Below are 14852 nucleotides of genomic sequence, written 5' to 3'. Positions count from 1 at the left end.
AGTTTACCACAATCTGTTTCCACGACCCAAAAATAAAAAAAGAAGCGACCTCCGAGGAGACCGCTTCTTTTCGCATTATTTGCTTGTTACTTCTTTACCGTTGTAATGTCCGCAAGATTTGCAAACACGGTGTGAAAGTTTCATGTCGCCACAGTTCGGGCACTCGTTCATACCAGGTACGTTGAGTTTGAAGTGAGTACGACGAAGACGTTTGCGAGTTTTCGACGTTCTACGGAATGGTACTGCCATCGTTGTCCACCTCCTTGAAAAGTTAGCCGTCCTTATCCTCTTTTTTAGAGAACAAGTCAGCGAGTCCCGCGAGGCGCGGGTCAATTTTTGGTTGGTCGTCCGGCTGTTCGTCAATGACGGACCAGCCTTCCCCTTCAACCTGAGTTTTGTCTGTTTCGTTCCCGAAGATTTGCATCGGGACGTCTAACATGATGAGCTCTCTTACGATCGGTCGCAGATCAATCGTATTTCCTTCTGGCAAATTGACATCATCGAATTGCTCCGTATAACGCCCATTCTCCAAAAAGAAAGGCTCGAGCGATTCAATATCAAATTCATAGATGACATCGTCCAACGTACGCGCATCTGGCAACGTCAGGTCACCTTGAACCTTCAAATTGAATGTAACTTGATTAGATGTGAACGACGCATCCCCGTGCACATGCACCGGGCGAATCGAACGGATATCCGGATGGAGCTGAGTAAGCTCTGGTAGTTCGACCATCTCATCGATGGCAAAACTGTCACCCTGGTTTCGTAGCTTAAGTAGCTGTGCAATAGACCACTTCATCCGAATCACCTCAATTGCAACAATATGAATTATAGATAGGCCAACTTGTTTTGTCAATGTTTTTTCTTTACACTAAAATCAGTTGACGACGGCGCTTTGCCAAAGCGTACTTATCCATCTTACACCAATCCAATCGACAATGCAAAGGAGTAATTTTATGCGAAAAACGGCCATCATCGCTGAGTACAATCCGTTCCATAACGGACATCTTCATCAGGCGGAACGAGCCCGGATCGAAACGGGCGCCGACGCCGTTATCGCCGTCATGAGCGCCCAGTTCACCCAACGCGGGGAACCGGCGGCGTTCGATAAATGGAGCCGTGCCAAAGCGGCTGTCGCGACGGGCGCAATCGACCTCGTCGTTGAACTTCCGACCCGTTACGGGGTCCAACGTGCCGACCGATTCGCGAGCGCGGCGGTCGCCATCGCCGAACGTATGCAGTGCCAAACGCTCTCATTCGGAAGCGAGAGCGGCGACATCAGCGCAGTGACCCAGGCCGCGGCGGCCAATATCGAAGCGACACCGGCCTATCAGACGGCGTTAAAAATCGCGTTAGACAATGGACGTTCATCGGCCAAGGCATCGAGTGAGGCATTCGGTGCGCTCTATCCCGATTTTGATTTGACACTCCCAAACAATATCCTCGCCTATCACTATGCGAAAGCGGCGAAGACGATCGAACTCCATACGATTCGTCGCCTCGGTGCGGGCTATCACGACCCGAGCGTCTCAGACGTCATGTCGGCCACAGGCGTGCGGGCCCACTACTTGGAGACAGGCATGGTCCGGTCCGTCCCTGACGCCACGAGAGCGCTGTTTCAGGACGTGTCGATGGCACACTGGTCACTTTATTGGCCCGTCTTGCAATACAAGTTGCGGACGACCCCAAAAGAGGTCCTCGAACAACTCGTCGGCATCGACAGTTCACTATCGCCGCGCTTGATTCACGCCGGGCTCGAACCGACGTTCGAACAGGCGCTCGCCCGACTGTTGACGAGACGCTACACCCGGACAGCCGTCCAACGCGCTCTCGTCTCCGTCCTCATCCATTGGCGACGTGACGAGTTACCGGAGCGGTTCGATGAGGTTCCTTACGTCCGCCCGCTCGCGTTCAACACGGTCGGGCGCACCGTCTTGAAAAACATAAAAAAAGACGTACCGCTCATGAGCAAGTACCATCCCGATCTTTCGTTCGAGGCTCGAGTGACCGAGGCGTATCGCCTTCCTCTCGGAAATCGGTCACTCGTCGAACATAGGCAAACCCCTCAATTCATCGACTTTAAATAATCGATGGCTTCCTCGACCGTCTTGACCGGAACAACTTCAATGTCACTGTCGAGTCGGTCGAGTGACTCCATCGCTTCGTCGTAGTTCGAACCGGCTGGTACGAAGAATACCGATGCCCCGGCCTCGTCTGCGGCGACGATTTTTTGCCACGCCCCACCGATCGGTCCGACGTTCCCCATCTCATCGACCGTTCCCGTTCCGGCAATGACAGCTCCACCCGTCAAATCGCCCGGAGTCAACTGATCAAAAATTTCGAGCGTGAACATGAGGCCGGCCGATGGTCCCCCGACGTTTGTCAGCTCGAACGAGACGTCCGGGTCCGTACGCACGTCCTGGACTGGAAGCGGCTCATAAATCCCGAGTCCGACCCGGTCCCCGCTCCGGTCAAGCGGTTGAATCAGCGTGTCGACCTCTCGCTCGCGCCCGTCCCGTTCGAGCGTGACGGACACTTCGTCGCCCGCTTCAAACGATGTGACGCGCTCCATGAAGTCGAGACGCGACGCGAACGACTGACCATCGAGCGCGGTGATGACGTCGCCCGGTTTCAAGACGTTCGCCGCAAGCGAACCGGTAATTGGGGCGGAGACGTACATTCCGTCGAATGTCACCGACACGTCGGCATCTGCCAACTCGTAGGCGTATTGAATCGCCGCCTGTTGCGACGACGACATCAACAGCTCTTGTCTGCGTTCGTAATCCGTTTCGCTTTCCCCATCATATAAATAGCGGCTGGCCGGACTCGCCTCCGTGAATGGTGTGAACCAACTGCCGACGAGCCAAAGCGGTGTCGCCCGCCGTTGCGAGATGGTCACCATCTTCAGTTCACCCGGTTCTTTCTCCCCACCCTCGACCGTCATGAACTTCTCGATTGTCGTCGCCTCTCCCGGGTAGGTAATGTAATACGGAAGCGGCACAAACAAGAAAATCAAGATGGCCACAAGCAGACCGAAGCCGATTTTGAGCGACTTCATTGCCCCTGACTCACTTTATACTTTTGTCGCAAGGCGTGCTCGACTTGTTCCGGGACAAGCTCGGCGACCGACGCCCCGTATTTGGCGACTTCTTTTACGATCGAGGAGCTAAGAAACGAATATTGACTGTTCGTCATCATAAAGAGCGTCTCCACGTTTTCATTCAACTTTTTATTAATCGATGCGATTTGAAGTTCATATTCAAAATCAGAGACGGCCCGTAAACCACGGACAATGGTTGCCGCCTCACGTTTGGCCGCATATTCGACGAGTAATCCGCCGAACGCGTCGGCGGTGACGTTCGGTAAATGCGTCGTCACATCACGGATGAGCGACAGTCGCTCTTCTACATTAAACAATGGTGCCTTACTCGAATTTTCGAGCACGGCGACGATGACTTCGTCGAAGATGGCTGCCGCCCGCTCGATGATATCTAAATGGCCGTTCGTAATCGGGTCAAAGCTCCCCGGGCAAATCGCGATACGTTTTGACATGTTCTCACTCCTCGGTCGCCGCATACTCGTAGAAGCTGATCGTGATCACGTCCGAGTAGCGCTGCACCTTGATTTTTTCCAACTGCCCGACCTGATCCGGTAACGTCACATCGCTGCCATGTTCGCAGACGACGACCCCGTTGTCCGTCAATAGTCGGTTCGACTCTATGATGTGTAAAAACGGCACATGTTCTTCCGCATGATACGGCGGATCCATAAAAATCAATTTAAACGGCTGTCCTTTTAAGACGAGTTGGTCGAGGACCGATCGGGCGTCTTGTTGCAATACCGTCGCTTTCGACTCGTAACGTGTCGTCTTCAAATTGTCCATGACCGTCTGGATCGCCTTCCGTTGCTTGTCGACGAATACCGCATGGTCACACCCACGCGACAACGCCTCGATCCCTAGCCCACCGCTACCGGCGTATAGGTCAAGCGCATCACCACCCGCGAAGTAAGGCCCGATGATGTTGAATAACGATTCTTTTACTTTATCTGTCGTCGGACGCGTCGCCGACCCCGGGACCGCTCTTAGCCGTGTCCCTTTCCGTTCTCCTGAAATGACTCGCATATCCGTTCTCCTTCACCACAAAAGATGAAGGCGGTACCGCCTTCATCTTTTGTGTTATTTCTGCTTCGGTTCGTACGTCTCGGCGACGAAAGGTCGTTCACTGCGGACGACCGCATCGACGAATGGCAAGGCGCTCACTTGTTCAAGGATTGCCTCATGTCCATCGAGGTCTGTATAGAGGAAGGCGTACTTCTCACGTTTCGATACGTAATACAAGTTCGCATAGCGACGCAACGCCTTCACTTGTTTCAGCGATTGGACGTAGACGACGAATCCGATTCGACCATTCAACTCAAACGACTCAGATGGCACATCCACAGCTTCCGCCTCCTCCTCCACAGCTTCCTCCACCTGAACAACCACCTTCGTCGAAGAACGGGTTTCCGGTCGGGACTTTGATTTTCGGAGAAACCGAGAAGGCCAAGAGCTCACTCACTTCCCCGAGCAATTTATCCAAACTGCGTTCTGCTTTTTTAAACGCGGCCACTTCTGGTTGGACATCGAGACGACGTTTGACGAGGTGCATCTCTTTTTTAATGCGATCGTGGTCCGGATGGTGCTTCCCGAACCGTTGTACGTACTCGTAATCTTCTTTCATCCGCAAGAACTCACGTTCCACGAGGCGCGCTTCTTCTGACTGGGCGCGTGCTTGTTTCGTGGCGATATATGTTTGGAACGACTCGCTCGCTTCAATCAAATCGGCTAACGATTCCGTTTGATCGAGCAGGGCGATCGTCTGTTCAGTAATAATCATGGCTTTCACCCTTTCTGCCATGATTTTAACACATTTGATTCCCTCTGTAAGCAATCGGCTTTATAATTGAACGTGACTGTCAAGCGTCCAACTAGAAAGGAAGTGAACAGGTGCACATCTGCACCTCACTATGAAAAAAGTCTCATTCAATATGATTCGTTCGGCCGGCATCAAGACCGACTACGCGAAACCCGAATATTATTACGACCAACTCGACAAAGTCCGGGAGGCCGAACTCGTCTTGTTTCCCGAATACTGGATGATCAACTCGATCATCTACGGCCTGAACAAACCGATTTTCCCATCACCGGCCACCTATCACCTCGGGCACGACAAAATCGAGATGACACGCGCCTTCAAGGCGACGTTCCCGCACCGTATCCCGAAGACGCTCATCTACGGCAAGAACCCATACACGATTGAGCGCGTCCTCGAGGAGTTTGAATATCCGTTCGTCGCCAAGACAGCAAAATCATCGATGGGGCAAGGTGTTTGGCTCATTAAAAATGACCAAGACTGGCTCGAGTACGTCGACAAGCACGAGACGTTCTACGTCCAACAGTTCATCCCGAACGACCGTGACTTGCGCATCATCGTCATCGGTGAAGAAGTCGTCGGCTCGTACTGGCGCGTCAGCGAGGCGTTCTTGAACAATGTCGCCCAAGGCGCCCACTTCTCATATGAGGATATCCCGGAAGACGTCGTCGCGGAAGTGCTCGACATCGCGAAGACACTTCACATCAATCACGCTGCCTTCGACGTCATCGTCGCGGACGGTGAATTTTACATTTTAGAGTTCAACGTCTTCTTCGGTTCAGAGGGTCTCATGCCACTCGGCGTGAAGCTGTCCGAGAAAATCGCCCATTACCTCGACAACCGCGCTTGAAGCGTTCATCTTTTTTTCACAATTTGAACACACGTTATTCCAAGAACGTTTTCGAATATGATATGATGACATATGAGGTTTATTAGGGAAAAGGGGGATTATGATGAAATTTGAGCAGTTCCACATCGAGGGAAAAGAGATCCGCTTCGGTTTGCTCGAGACGATCATGGATCATCATCATTTCATCCGTGAAGGCGCTTGGGACTATGAGCGTGCAACGTATGACATGAAGTACGAGAAACAATCGACAGGCGAGACGTTCTATCTACGCTTACCGGTATATGCGATTGAAGGCCAAATCGAGGACCGTCACGCGGTCGTCAAAATGTTGACACCGATTCTCGGAAAACATTACTACCCGCACGGCGTCGAGTACGACGAAGAGTTCCCAGAAGAAATCGTCCGTGATTGCGAGCGTCGTCTAGCCGCACTCGCTGAGACACTCGAAGTAAAACCCCTTGCTTAAGCGAAGGGGTTTTACTTTTGCCTGCTCAAAAAAATGGAGAACCCGAGCCGGGTTCTCCATTTTTTATACTCCGATGACGTTGAGCGTCACATCGACTTGTCCGAGCAACAAGTCGAACTGATCGCGCACGTACCGATATAGCCGTTCAGCCTCGACGAGCGAGACAGGTGCGATGATTTGATAATCGTATCGCTCTTTCGAAAGCGACACGACTTTCACTTCACGCAATCCGAACTCGATTGCGCTGCAGGCGATCAAGTCCTCGATCGCCCGTTCGGCAATCGTCACATCGCCGTAGGAATAATCATTTCCGATGACAGCCATCGTATCATTCATCTTCTTCACTCCTTTTCTGCCGCGAGTACTAACACGTCTTCCATAATGGTTTCGATATCGACAGGTTTTTCTCCTGCCGTCGCCATTTGGGCGACCGCTCGAACATCATGGTCACGATCGATGATATACATCGTTGTCGCATGCGTGACGAGTCCGCTGTTCGCTTTCGAATAATAGAACTGAAGCTGACGCGTGATACGGTCGATATCGGCCTGGTCACCGGTCAACATCTTCCAGCCCGTCGGTTCGGCTTGGAACGCCTCTCCGTAATTCTCGAGGACCGGCACCGTATCGACGTCAGGGTCGACCGTGATAGCGACGAGCTCGACATCCGTCCCGTACAGGTCGTTCGCTTTCAATTCTTGCTCGAGCTTCATGAAGTCACGTAACGTGAGCGGGCAGATGTCCGGACAGTTCGTATAGAAGAACGTGACGATTTTAACTTTGCCGTTGTCCGAGTTGTACGACTGACCGTCGAGCGCGTTCGTCAACGTGAACGGGGTCGGCTCTTGGATGACGGGCAAGTCCTCTTCTTTAAAAAATAAGAAGTACGAGGCCACGCCGATTGCCACCAAAATGGCGACCGTCAAGCCGACCGTCATATAGCTATTCCGTTTCATCCTCATCCCCCTCTCTCGATTCACCCACCGATAATGGCACGGAAGACGTTCGTCGTCTCACCCGGGTCATAGGCGACATAAAGAAGGACGTATACCGTCACACCTGTGATCGCTGTGAAGAACCAGACGACCGAGGCTTTCGGTCCGATTTTCCGGTGTTTCTCGACTTTATTTTTATAGCCGAGATAAAGCGTGATCAAGCCGAGAACCCCACCTGTCGTCGCGAGCAAAATATGGAAGATCATGAACGCCAAATAGTAGGGCTTCACTGAATCAGGGCCTCCAAAGGCGGTATTTCCAACAAAGATTGTACGCGAGACATAAAGAATGAAGAATGTTGTCGCGGCGATTGCCGCAGCCGTCATGACTTTTTTGTGTTTGTCGACGTTGCGGCGATCACGCGCGATGATCGTCCATCCGATTGCGACTAAAATAGCACTAATGACAATGAATGTCACACTGATCAAGGCAAGATAGTTCATCGTAGTTTCCCCTTTGACTTAGTTCATTTTTTCTCTTTTGGTTCATTCGGTGTGAATGACATACCTTCGTCAATCGCAAGCGATTTCGTCCGGCGCACCCAGCCGAAGAACGTCCATCCGAAGAAGAAACCGTAGACGATTTCTTGACCGAGCTTCATCAACACCCCACCGAAGCGTTGGTCTTCTAGGGCACTGTTCGTCGCACCCATGAGCGCATTTAAATCAAGGCCGGATACGTCCCCGTTCGGCATACAGTAACCGAGCACGGTCGCGAACGTTTCGGCATCCGTGTAGGCATCATACAAAATACCTTGGCTGAAGATGATAAACGCACATGCCGGTGTCAACAATACCCCGTTCGCGATGATATACACCATTCGCTTCAAATCCGACATGCCTTCCTCTTCTTCCGAGAGGAACGGCGCGATGACCGGATACCACATCGTCAAACTGAAAACGACGAGAGCGCCGTGAAAGATGCGATGCACCCCATAGTTCGTCAACACGTAGTCAAAAATAAATGGCATATGATAGAACGTGAATAATGCATTGAACAAAACGAGTGCGATCAAAGGTTTTGTCATGAACTTGAGCGTCGGTCCAATCACCTTATAGCTAAATAACTTTTCAAACACCCAATACGGCATCCCGTACACGACGAGCGCCGGTGCGAGCACATAGACGAGCACCATCTGGAGCATATGCACCGAGAAGATGATATGTGCGAGCACATCGACCGGACTTCCGAAGCCGATGTAATACAATAAAATAGCGGATAACATGCTGAACTTTTGCAGCAATGTGGTCGACTCGTACCCTCGCTTCGCCATGTTCTCTGTGACGACTGCATAGAGGACGTACAACCCTACCATCAACAATCCGAACCATGGACTCCAAAGTGTCATCCAATCGAACTGTTTGAGTAGCTCTGATGTGTTCCAGAGCATCCCTTCACCCCTTTTCTTTCTCTCCCAAACCGATGAAACCGTTCACTTCAAGATTACTATTCCTTCATTTTTGAAGTAAAGCAAAAAGGACTGAATCATCTATGTTTCCACAGATGTTCAATCCTTTGTCACATTTACCAAATGAGCAAGCGAAGCGCAGCGACTGTAATGATGGCGACAAAGATGCCGAGCCACATCATTCCGACGATCCACGTGTTGCCACGGTTGTTCATATGCATGAAGATATACAGTTGCAAGAACACTTGGATGATGGCGAGGATGATCAAGAAACCACCTGCCGCCCACACTGGCATGAGTTCAGCGTATACAGCGCCGAACGCGACGAATGTGAGCAAAATCATCATCGCGAAGCTGATCAATTGAAGTTGATACTCGCGTCGTGACTCGGCTTTTACTTCGAGCTCTAACTGCTTATGCGATTCGTTCATTGGTTGTTTTTCCATATTAGCTCACCATCCCTAAGAGGTAGACGATTGAGAAGATGAAAACCCATACGACGTCGATAAAGTGCCAGTATAGGCTCGACACGTAAAACTTTGGTGCGTTGTACACATCGATTGGACGGTTCCAGTTACGAATCAACAACGTCGTGATCCAAAGGAGACCGAACGTGACGTGTGCACCGTGGAATCCGACGAGCGTGTAGAACGCCGATCCGAACGCGCTCGATGTGAACGTGTGACCGATGTGATAGTAGTGGATGAACTCATAAATCTCTGCTCCGAGGAATCCAGCCCCAAGGAGAAGCGTGACGATCAACCAAAACTTCATACGGCCTGGATTGTTCGCTTTCATGTTCATCATAGCGAGAACACTTGTGAGCGAACTTGTGAGGAGGAGCATCGTCATCAAGAAGACGAGCCCCATCTCAAAAATGTTGTACGAACGAAGTTCCTCTGGCGCACCAGAGTTCAGTAGACCGACATACGTTCCGAACAGCGAGGCGAAGAGAACCGTCTCTCCACCGAGGAAGAACCAGAAGGCCACATATTTATTTTTCCCTTCCAGCGTAGCTTTCTCTGGGTTGGCCGGAATTCCGGTCACCGGGTGTTTTTCGACTGCATGTGCCATTTATTGGTCTCCTTTCTCACGAATCGCTTTCAAATCCGCTTCAATCTGTGATTTTGGAATGTAGAAGCCGTGGTCATCAATCCATGAACGGAGGAACATCGATACGAACGTGATGAGCAATCCAATTACGATGAGTGACCAACCGACAACCGCGTTATCCATTTGGAAGATTGCCCCAAGTCCGGCGATGAATAAACCGAGTGACATGAAGAACGGGATGAGCGAATTGTTCGGCATGTGGATGTCTGCTACTGGTTCAGCAACAGAAACCCGTTTGTTGCCCGCCATTTTCTCGAGCCAGAACGTATCGAGACCTTTGACGAGTGGTGTTTGTGCAAAGTTGTACTCTGGTGTCGGTACAGGAAGCGTCCACTCGAGTGTACGTCCATCTTCCCAATGGTCAGGTTTGACAACTTGTTTCGACAAGAACGCCTTGACAACGGCGATCAGCAAGATAATTGTCGACACACCCATGAAGAAGGCACCGACCGTCGACAGCAAGTTCATCGACTCAAACCCTTGGTTCGGAAGGTATGTGAAGACGCGGCGTGGCATCCCGAACAATCCGAGGAAGTGTTGCGGGAAGAACGTCAAGTGGAACCCGATGAAGAACAACCAGAACTGCCAGTAGCCAAGCTTCTCAGAGAGTGCTTTGCCGAACATAAGCGGGAACCAGTAGTAAAGTCCTGCGAATAGACCGTAGACGACACCACCTACGATAACGTAGTGGAAGTGAGCGACGACGAAGTAACTATCGTGATACTGATAATCGGCCGGTGCGACCGAAAGCATGACCCCTGTCATCCCCCCGACGAGGAACGATGGAATGAATGCGACCGAGTAGAGCATCGCGACGTTGAACTTGATTTGTCCGCCCCATAGCGTGAACAACCAGTTGAAGATCTTGACCCCTGTCGGTACGGCGATAGCCATTGTCGCGACAGCGAAGATCGAGTTGGCGACCGGTCCGAGACCGACCGTGAACATGTGGTGGACCCAAACCATGAATCCAAGGAAACCGATGAGCATCGTTGCGAAGACCATCGTTGTGTAACCGAACAGGCGTTTACGAGCAAATGTCGGAATGATTTCCGAGAAAATACCGAACGCAGGGAGGATCAAAATATATACTTCCGGGTGTCCGAAGATCCAGAAGAGATGTTCCCAGATGACGACGTTACCACCCATTGCTGGGTCGAAGTAGACGGCACCGAACAAGCGCTCGAACATCAACATGAACAAGCCGACTGTGAGCGGCGGGAACGCGAAGACGATTAACGCCGAAGCGACGAACGTCGTCCAAGTGAAGAGCGGCATCCGCATGAGTTTCATGCCTGGTGCACGCATGTTCAAAATCGTGACGAGGAAGTTAATCCCGGCCATGAGTGAACCGAAACCTGAAATTTGAAGGCCAAGGGCGTAGAAGTCGACCCCTGACGCATCCGGTTGTGTCGAGAGCGGCGCGTAAGCCGTCCACCCTGCGTTCGGTGCAGCGCCGAAGAACCAGCTAAGGTTCAGCATGACACCACCGAAGAAGAACAACCAGAAACCAAGTGAGTTAATGAACGGGAACGCGACGTCGCGTGCCCCGATTTGTAGCGGCACGACGGCGTTCATAAATCCGAATAGCATCGGCATGGCCGCCAGGAAGATCATCGTCGTCCCGTGCATCGTGATCAATTGGTTGAACGTTTCGCCGCTGACGAAGTCGTTCAACGGACGAACGAGCTGCCACCGAATAAGTAAAGCTTCAATTCCACCGAGAAGGAGGAAGAAGATTCCTGAGAACAAATACAAAATACCGATTTTTTTGTGGTCAACCGTCGTAACCCAATCCATGATGCCATTGTATTTACGCGGTTGCTGCATAGCAGTGGTCTGTGCCACGTGAAATCCCCCTTTTCCCGTTAGTCAATCTTCTGATCGTACAAGAAGTCAACGAGTGCATCTAACTCTTCATCACTGATTTGGCCTTCACCGAAGCCAGGCATGAGCGCGCCTTGTTTCAATTCTTGTGGGTCGCGAATCCATTTTTTCAACTTCTCTTCGTTGTTTTCGAGGTAACCCGCCAACCATTCGCGATCACCAAAGTTTGTCAAGCTCGGCGCGACTTTCCCGCCACCGTGACAGCTCAAGCAGCTCTCGACGTACACGGCCTCACCTGTCGTCAAGTTTTCGTTATCTGCAACGAGGTTTTCTGCGTTCGCGTCTTGCTGTGCTTTCATGTCTTCGAGCCATTGGTCGTAATCTTCTTGCTCGAGCGCGATGACTTTGAAGTCCATGAGTGCGTGTGAAGGTCCGCAAAGCTCGGCACATTTCCCGTAGAACGTACCTGGTTCATTTGCATGCAACCACATTTCGTTATCGAGGCCTGGGTTCGTATCCGTCTTACCTGACAAGGCCGGTACCCAGAACGAGTGAATAACGTCTTTCGATGTCAAGTTGATACCGACACGCTTACCGACCGGGATGACGAGTTCTTGACCCGTGACCACGCCTGCGTTCGGATATTCAAATTCCCACCAGTACAAGTTGGCCGTGACATTGATTTCTTCTTCTTTTTTCGCTTCTTTCGCTTTCGCGAGCTCGACTGTCGTCGTGATCGTCGGAACAGCGAGAATGATGAGCAAGATAATCGGAACGACTGTCCAAATCATCTCGAGCGTGCTACTTCCTTCGACTTGCTTCGGAATCGATTCATCTTTCCGACGGAATTTCATGAGCACGTACACGTAAATAATCGTTACGATGACAAGTACAAAGAGCATGATTGCCAAACTGATGAGAATGATGCGAAGCTGAATCTCAGCTCCCTCTCCCATCGGCTTCAATGCAGACAATCCCTCTACGCCGCACCCTGATAACAGTAGTGCGAACATCATCATCGGGACGATGCCAAACAGAAGCTTCTTAAATGATTTCACAACAATCCCCACTTTCTCCCAAAATGATGTGTAATGGTTTCTATATAGTGAGTGCGACTATCAAAGTGCCGTCAATACCAGCGTGACAATCCACACGACTAAATAAATCAATGAATAAAAGAACATTTTGTTTGCCCACTTGATCTCATCTTCGGCTTTGAAACCTTTCAAGCCGAGATATAACCAGTAGCCCCCAAGCACAAGCGCGACAATTAAATATTCCGGACCGTAATGCATGAACAAGAGCGACGCTGGAATGAGTGTCGCGATCCACCAAATGATTTGGCGCTTGGTGATCGCAAAGCCGTTGACGACCGGTAGCATCGGAATGCCGGCCGCTCGATACTCCTCGACACGCCGCATGGCGAGCGCGAGGAAGTGTGGCGGTTGCCATAAGAACATGACGAGGAACATGAGCCACGCGTCAATATGAAGCGCGGGATCGATGGCTGCCCAACCGATGAGCGGCGGTACCGCTCCGGAGATGCTGCCGACGACCGTGTTCAACGTGTGCGTCCGTTTCAGCCACATCGTATAAATGACGACATAAAAAAATGCCCCGATTAAACCGAAGACTGCTGCCACGTACGACACGATCAATAAGAGCAATGTCCCGACCGCAAGTTGCGTTAATCCAAGGAGCAAAATCCGTTCTCCCGAAATTTTACCGGTGACACTCGGTCGATTGTCTGTACGTCCCATCAAATAATCGATATCACGGTCCACGAAGTTGTTTAGGTAACAACTCCCGGAGATGACGAGCGCGCTTCCTAACATCGTTAATAAGAGTTGCGGCCAAACTTCAAACAAATAAAGTACTGGCGTATCACTCTGATATGTTGCTGCTACAAAGAAACCGGCGAACACCAATAACAGATTGGCGCGGACGATTCCCATTTTTGCCAGAGCAACATAGTCGCGGAACGAGGCGGATTCTGTATATTCTACTTCTGCCATTGTCCCTGGGTTGACTTTTGTCATACTGACCCCCCTACTAATCACGAAATCCTCGTATTCTTTTCACAGAAAAAACACAATATGAACAAAGTTCACTTAACTCATAACAAAGATACCATATTTTCAAAAAGAATACGTCGTTTATGCTTGTAAAATAGCTAGTTTTTTGTGACAGACGTGTGATAATTGTCACAGTAAAAACGCTACGCTAATACTAGAATAACGATTTTGATAGCGATTGCAAGCTTTTCCGTTTCGTTTTTACGACATAAAGCCGTATAATAAGTATGGCGAAAAAAATATAAACTGACAAGGCACAATTCTAGTGATTTTCTCAAAAGCAGGTGGAAACGAATGCATAAAAAACTCGCACTATTTTCAGCACTCGTCACGCTCGGGATGATGCTCGTTCTCATCATGGGTGGAACCGTGACGAAGACCGACTCCGGCGACGGGTGCGGTACAGATTGGCCGCTCTGTCACGGGAAACTGATTCCGACGAATCCGAGCGTCGAGACGATGATTGAGTACAGTCACCGTGTCGTCTCTGGCGTCGAAGGACTTCTGATCATCGCATTGACAGTTTGGACGTTCGCGGTCGTCAAAAATCGCTATGACGTCAAAGTGTTCGCGTTCCTCGCGTTCATTTTTATGCTCATCCAGTCCATCATCGGTGCCGGGGCTGTCATCTGGCAACAGTCGGACGCGATTCTCGCGCTTCACTTCGGCATCTCGCTCGTCTCGTTCGCATCGCTGCTCATCTTGACAATTCTCTTGTTCGAAGGGGAACGCGTACATCGGGCCGTCTCCGAACGATTGAAGATTCATCTTTACGGGTTGACGATTTATACGATGGTTGTCGTCTACACGGGGGCTTATGTCCGTCACCTCGGCGCGACGTATGCGTGCGTCGGCTGGCCGATTTGTGACCAGAATGTGTGGACGTTCGAATCGTACGTCCAGATGGGGCACCGCATCATGGCGGGACTGCTCGTCTTCTATACACTGTACGTATTGTATTTGGCACGTCGGGAGACGAATCGGCTCGTCGAGAAGGGCATGTGGGCCTCACTGTTCTTCATCTTGCTCCAAGTCGGCACGGGGGCGTGGATCGTCCTCGGGGGACATGCCACGTACGTCCCGCTCCTCCATGCATTCTTGATCACGTGCTATTTCGGGATTATCTCGTATTTGGCGTATCACGCATATCGGAGCCAAAAACGGTCGATCGATGCCGTTCGACAGAAATCAGTCTAATCAAGCAC

At 50.9% G+C, this 14852-nt stretch carries 20 protein-coding genes; 4 read left to right on the top strand and 16 right to left on the bottom strand.

The genetic code is table 11. The features are described 5' to 3' along the window. Positions 1–75: 75 nt before the first annotated feature. Both rpmF and EVJ33_RS01420 read right to left on the bottom strand, forming a co-directional pair. A complete protein-coding gene (rpmF, locus tag EVJ33_RS01425) occupies positions 76–249 on the bottom strand; it encodes a 50S ribosomal protein L32 (RefSeq protein ID WP_081338944.1) in 174 nt (57 codons plus the stop codon). Between the two features lie 22 nt (positions 250–271). Beyond that, positions 272–799: a YceD family protein gene (locus EVJ33_RS01420; RefSeq protein WP_131433785.1), complete on the bottom strand. Its 528-nt coding sequence runs from the start codon at positions 797–799 to the stop codon at positions 272–274. Positions 800–956: 157 nt separating this feature from the next. On the opposite strand from EVJ33_RS01420, the gene EVJ33_RS01415 reads away from it, so the two are divergent. Continuing rightward, a complete protein-coding gene (locus EVJ33_RS01415) occupies positions 957–2087 on the top strand; it encodes a tRNA(Met) cytidine acetate ligase (RefSeq protein WP_201739649.1) in 1131 nt (376 codons plus the stop codon). On the opposite strand, the gene EVJ33_RS01410 is transcribed toward EVJ33_RS01415, so the two are convergent. The 5 genes from EVJ33_RS01410 to EVJ33_RS01390 are packed head-to-tail and all read right to left on the bottom strand — an operon-like array spanning position 2066 to position 4877. Then, on the bottom strand, positions 2066–3058 hold the full coding sequence (locus tag EVJ33_RS01410; protein ID WP_131433781.1) for a SepM family pheromone-processing serine protease: 993 nt from the start codon (positions 3056–3058) through the stop codon (positions 2066–2068). The genes EVJ33_RS01415 and EVJ33_RS01410 overlap by 22 nt on opposite strands. Further along, positions 3055–3552 (bottom strand): pantetheine-phosphate adenylyltransferase, encoded by a 498-nt coding sequence (gene coaD, locus EVJ33_RS01405; protein WP_131433779.1) that lies wholly within the window; start codon positions 3550–3552, stop codon positions 3055–3057. Before coaD ends, EVJ33_RS01410 begins: the two co-directional genes overlap by 4 nt. 4 nt (positions 3553–3556) lie before the next feature. Continuing rightward, positions 3557–4123 (bottom strand): 16S rRNA (guanine(966)-N(2))-methyltransferase RsmD, encoded by a 567-nt coding sequence (gene rsmD / locus EVJ33_RS01400; protein ID WP_131433777.1) that lies wholly within the window; start codon positions 4121–4123, stop codon positions 3557–3559. A gap of 54 nt (positions 4124–4177) precedes the next feature. Continuing rightward, entirely contained in the window at positions 4178–4441 is a 264-nt protein-coding gene (locus EVJ33_RS01395; protein ID WP_131433775.1) for a DUF2129 domain-containing protein, read from the bottom strand. Then, positions 4425–4877 (bottom strand): YlbF/YmcA family competence regulator, encoded by a 453-nt coding sequence (locus EVJ33_RS01390; RefSeq protein WP_131433773.1) that lies wholly within the window; start codon positions 4875–4877, stop codon positions 4425–4427. Before EVJ33_RS01390 ends, EVJ33_RS01395 begins: the two co-directional genes overlap by 17 nt. Before the next feature lie 130 nt (positions 4878–5007). Here EVJ33_RS01390 and EVJ33_RS01385 point away from each other — a divergent pair, with 130 nt between their 5' ends. Both EVJ33_RS01385 and EVJ33_RS01380 read left to right on the top strand, forming a co-directional pair. Next, complete coding sequence (locus EVJ33_RS01385) at positions 5008–5763, top strand: ATP-grasp domain-containing protein (RefSeq protein WP_131433771.1); 756 nt, start codon at positions 5008–5010, stop codon at positions 5761–5763. A gap of 103 nt (positions 5764–5866) precedes the next feature. Continuing rightward, positions 5867–6229 (top strand): YugN family protein, encoded by a 363-nt coding sequence (locus EVJ33_RS01380; protein ID WP_021067026.1) that lies wholly within the window; start codon positions 5867–5869, stop codon positions 6227–6229. Positions 6230–6292: 63 nt separating this feature from the next. On the opposite strand, the gene EVJ33_RS01375 is transcribed toward EVJ33_RS01380, so the two are convergent. The 9 genes from EVJ33_RS01375 to cyoE form a co-directional block, all read right to left on the bottom strand. Further along, complete coding sequence (locus EVJ33_RS01375; protein ID WP_131433769.1) at positions 6293–6565, bottom strand: hypothetical protein; 273 nt, start codon at positions 6563–6565, stop codon at positions 6293–6295. A 5-nt stretch (positions 6566–6570) separates the two neighbouring features. Next, positions 6571–7185: an SCO family protein gene (locus tag EVJ33_RS01370; protein ID WP_131433767.1), complete on the bottom strand. Its 615-nt coding sequence runs from the start codon at positions 7183–7185 to the stop codon at positions 6571–6573. A gap of 20 nt (positions 7186–7205) precedes the next feature. Then, positions 7206–7667 (bottom strand): DUF420 domain-containing protein, encoded by a 462-nt coding sequence (locus EVJ33_RS01365; protein ID WP_034777049.1) that lies wholly within the window; start codon positions 7665–7667, stop codon positions 7206–7208. 23 nt (positions 7668–7690) lie between these two features. Continuing rightward, entirely contained in the window at positions 7691–8614 is a 924-nt protein-coding gene (locus EVJ33_RS01360) for a cytochrome c oxidase assembly protein (protein ID WP_131433765.1), read from the bottom strand. Positions 8615–8748: 134 nt separating this feature from the next. After that, a complete protein-coding gene (locus EVJ33_RS01355; RefSeq protein ID WP_131433763.1) occupies positions 8749–9078 on the bottom strand; it encodes a cytochrome C oxidase subunit IV family protein in 330 nt (109 codons plus the stop codon). Position 9079: 1 nt separating this feature from the next. Beyond that, complete coding sequence (locus EVJ33_RS01350; protein WP_071399539.1) at positions 9080–9706, bottom strand: cytochrome (ubi)quinol oxidase subunit III; 627 nt, start codon at positions 9704–9706, stop codon at positions 9080–9082. Next, positions 9707–11575, bottom strand: coding sequence for a cytochrome c oxidase subunit I (gene ctaD, locus EVJ33_RS01345; RefSeq protein ID WP_131434296.1), 1869 nt, complete (start codon positions 11573–11575; stop codon positions 9707–9709). A gap of 38 nt (positions 11576–11613) precedes the next feature. Then, a complete protein-coding gene (coxB, locus tag EVJ33_RS01340; RefSeq protein WP_131434294.1) occupies positions 11614–12591 on the bottom strand; it encodes a cytochrome c oxidase subunit II in 978 nt (325 codons plus the stop codon). Positions 12592–12690: 99 nt separating this feature from the next. Further along, positions 12691–13611, bottom strand: a complete 921-nt coding sequence (cyoE, locus tag EVJ33_RS01335; protein ID WP_131433761.1) for a heme o synthase — start codon at positions 13609–13611, stop codon at positions 12691–12693. A 330-nt stretch (positions 13612–13941) separates the two neighbouring features. Between cyoE and EVJ33_RS01330 the strand changes: the two genes are divergently transcribed. Continuing rightward, entirely contained in the window at positions 13942–14844 is a 903-nt protein-coding gene (locus tag EVJ33_RS01330; protein ID WP_131433759.1) for a COX15/CtaA family protein, read from the top strand. The last annotated feature ends 8 nt before the right edge of the window (positions 14845–14852 follow it).

Source organism: Exiguobacterium sp. SL-10 (genome assembly GCF_004337025.1).
Classification (GTDB): domain Bacteria; phylum Bacillota; class Bacilli; order Exiguobacteriales; family Exiguobacteriaceae; genus Exiguobacterium.
Note: the sequence above shows the minus strand (reverse complement) of the source record. Positions and strands in the feature narration are given on the sequence as shown.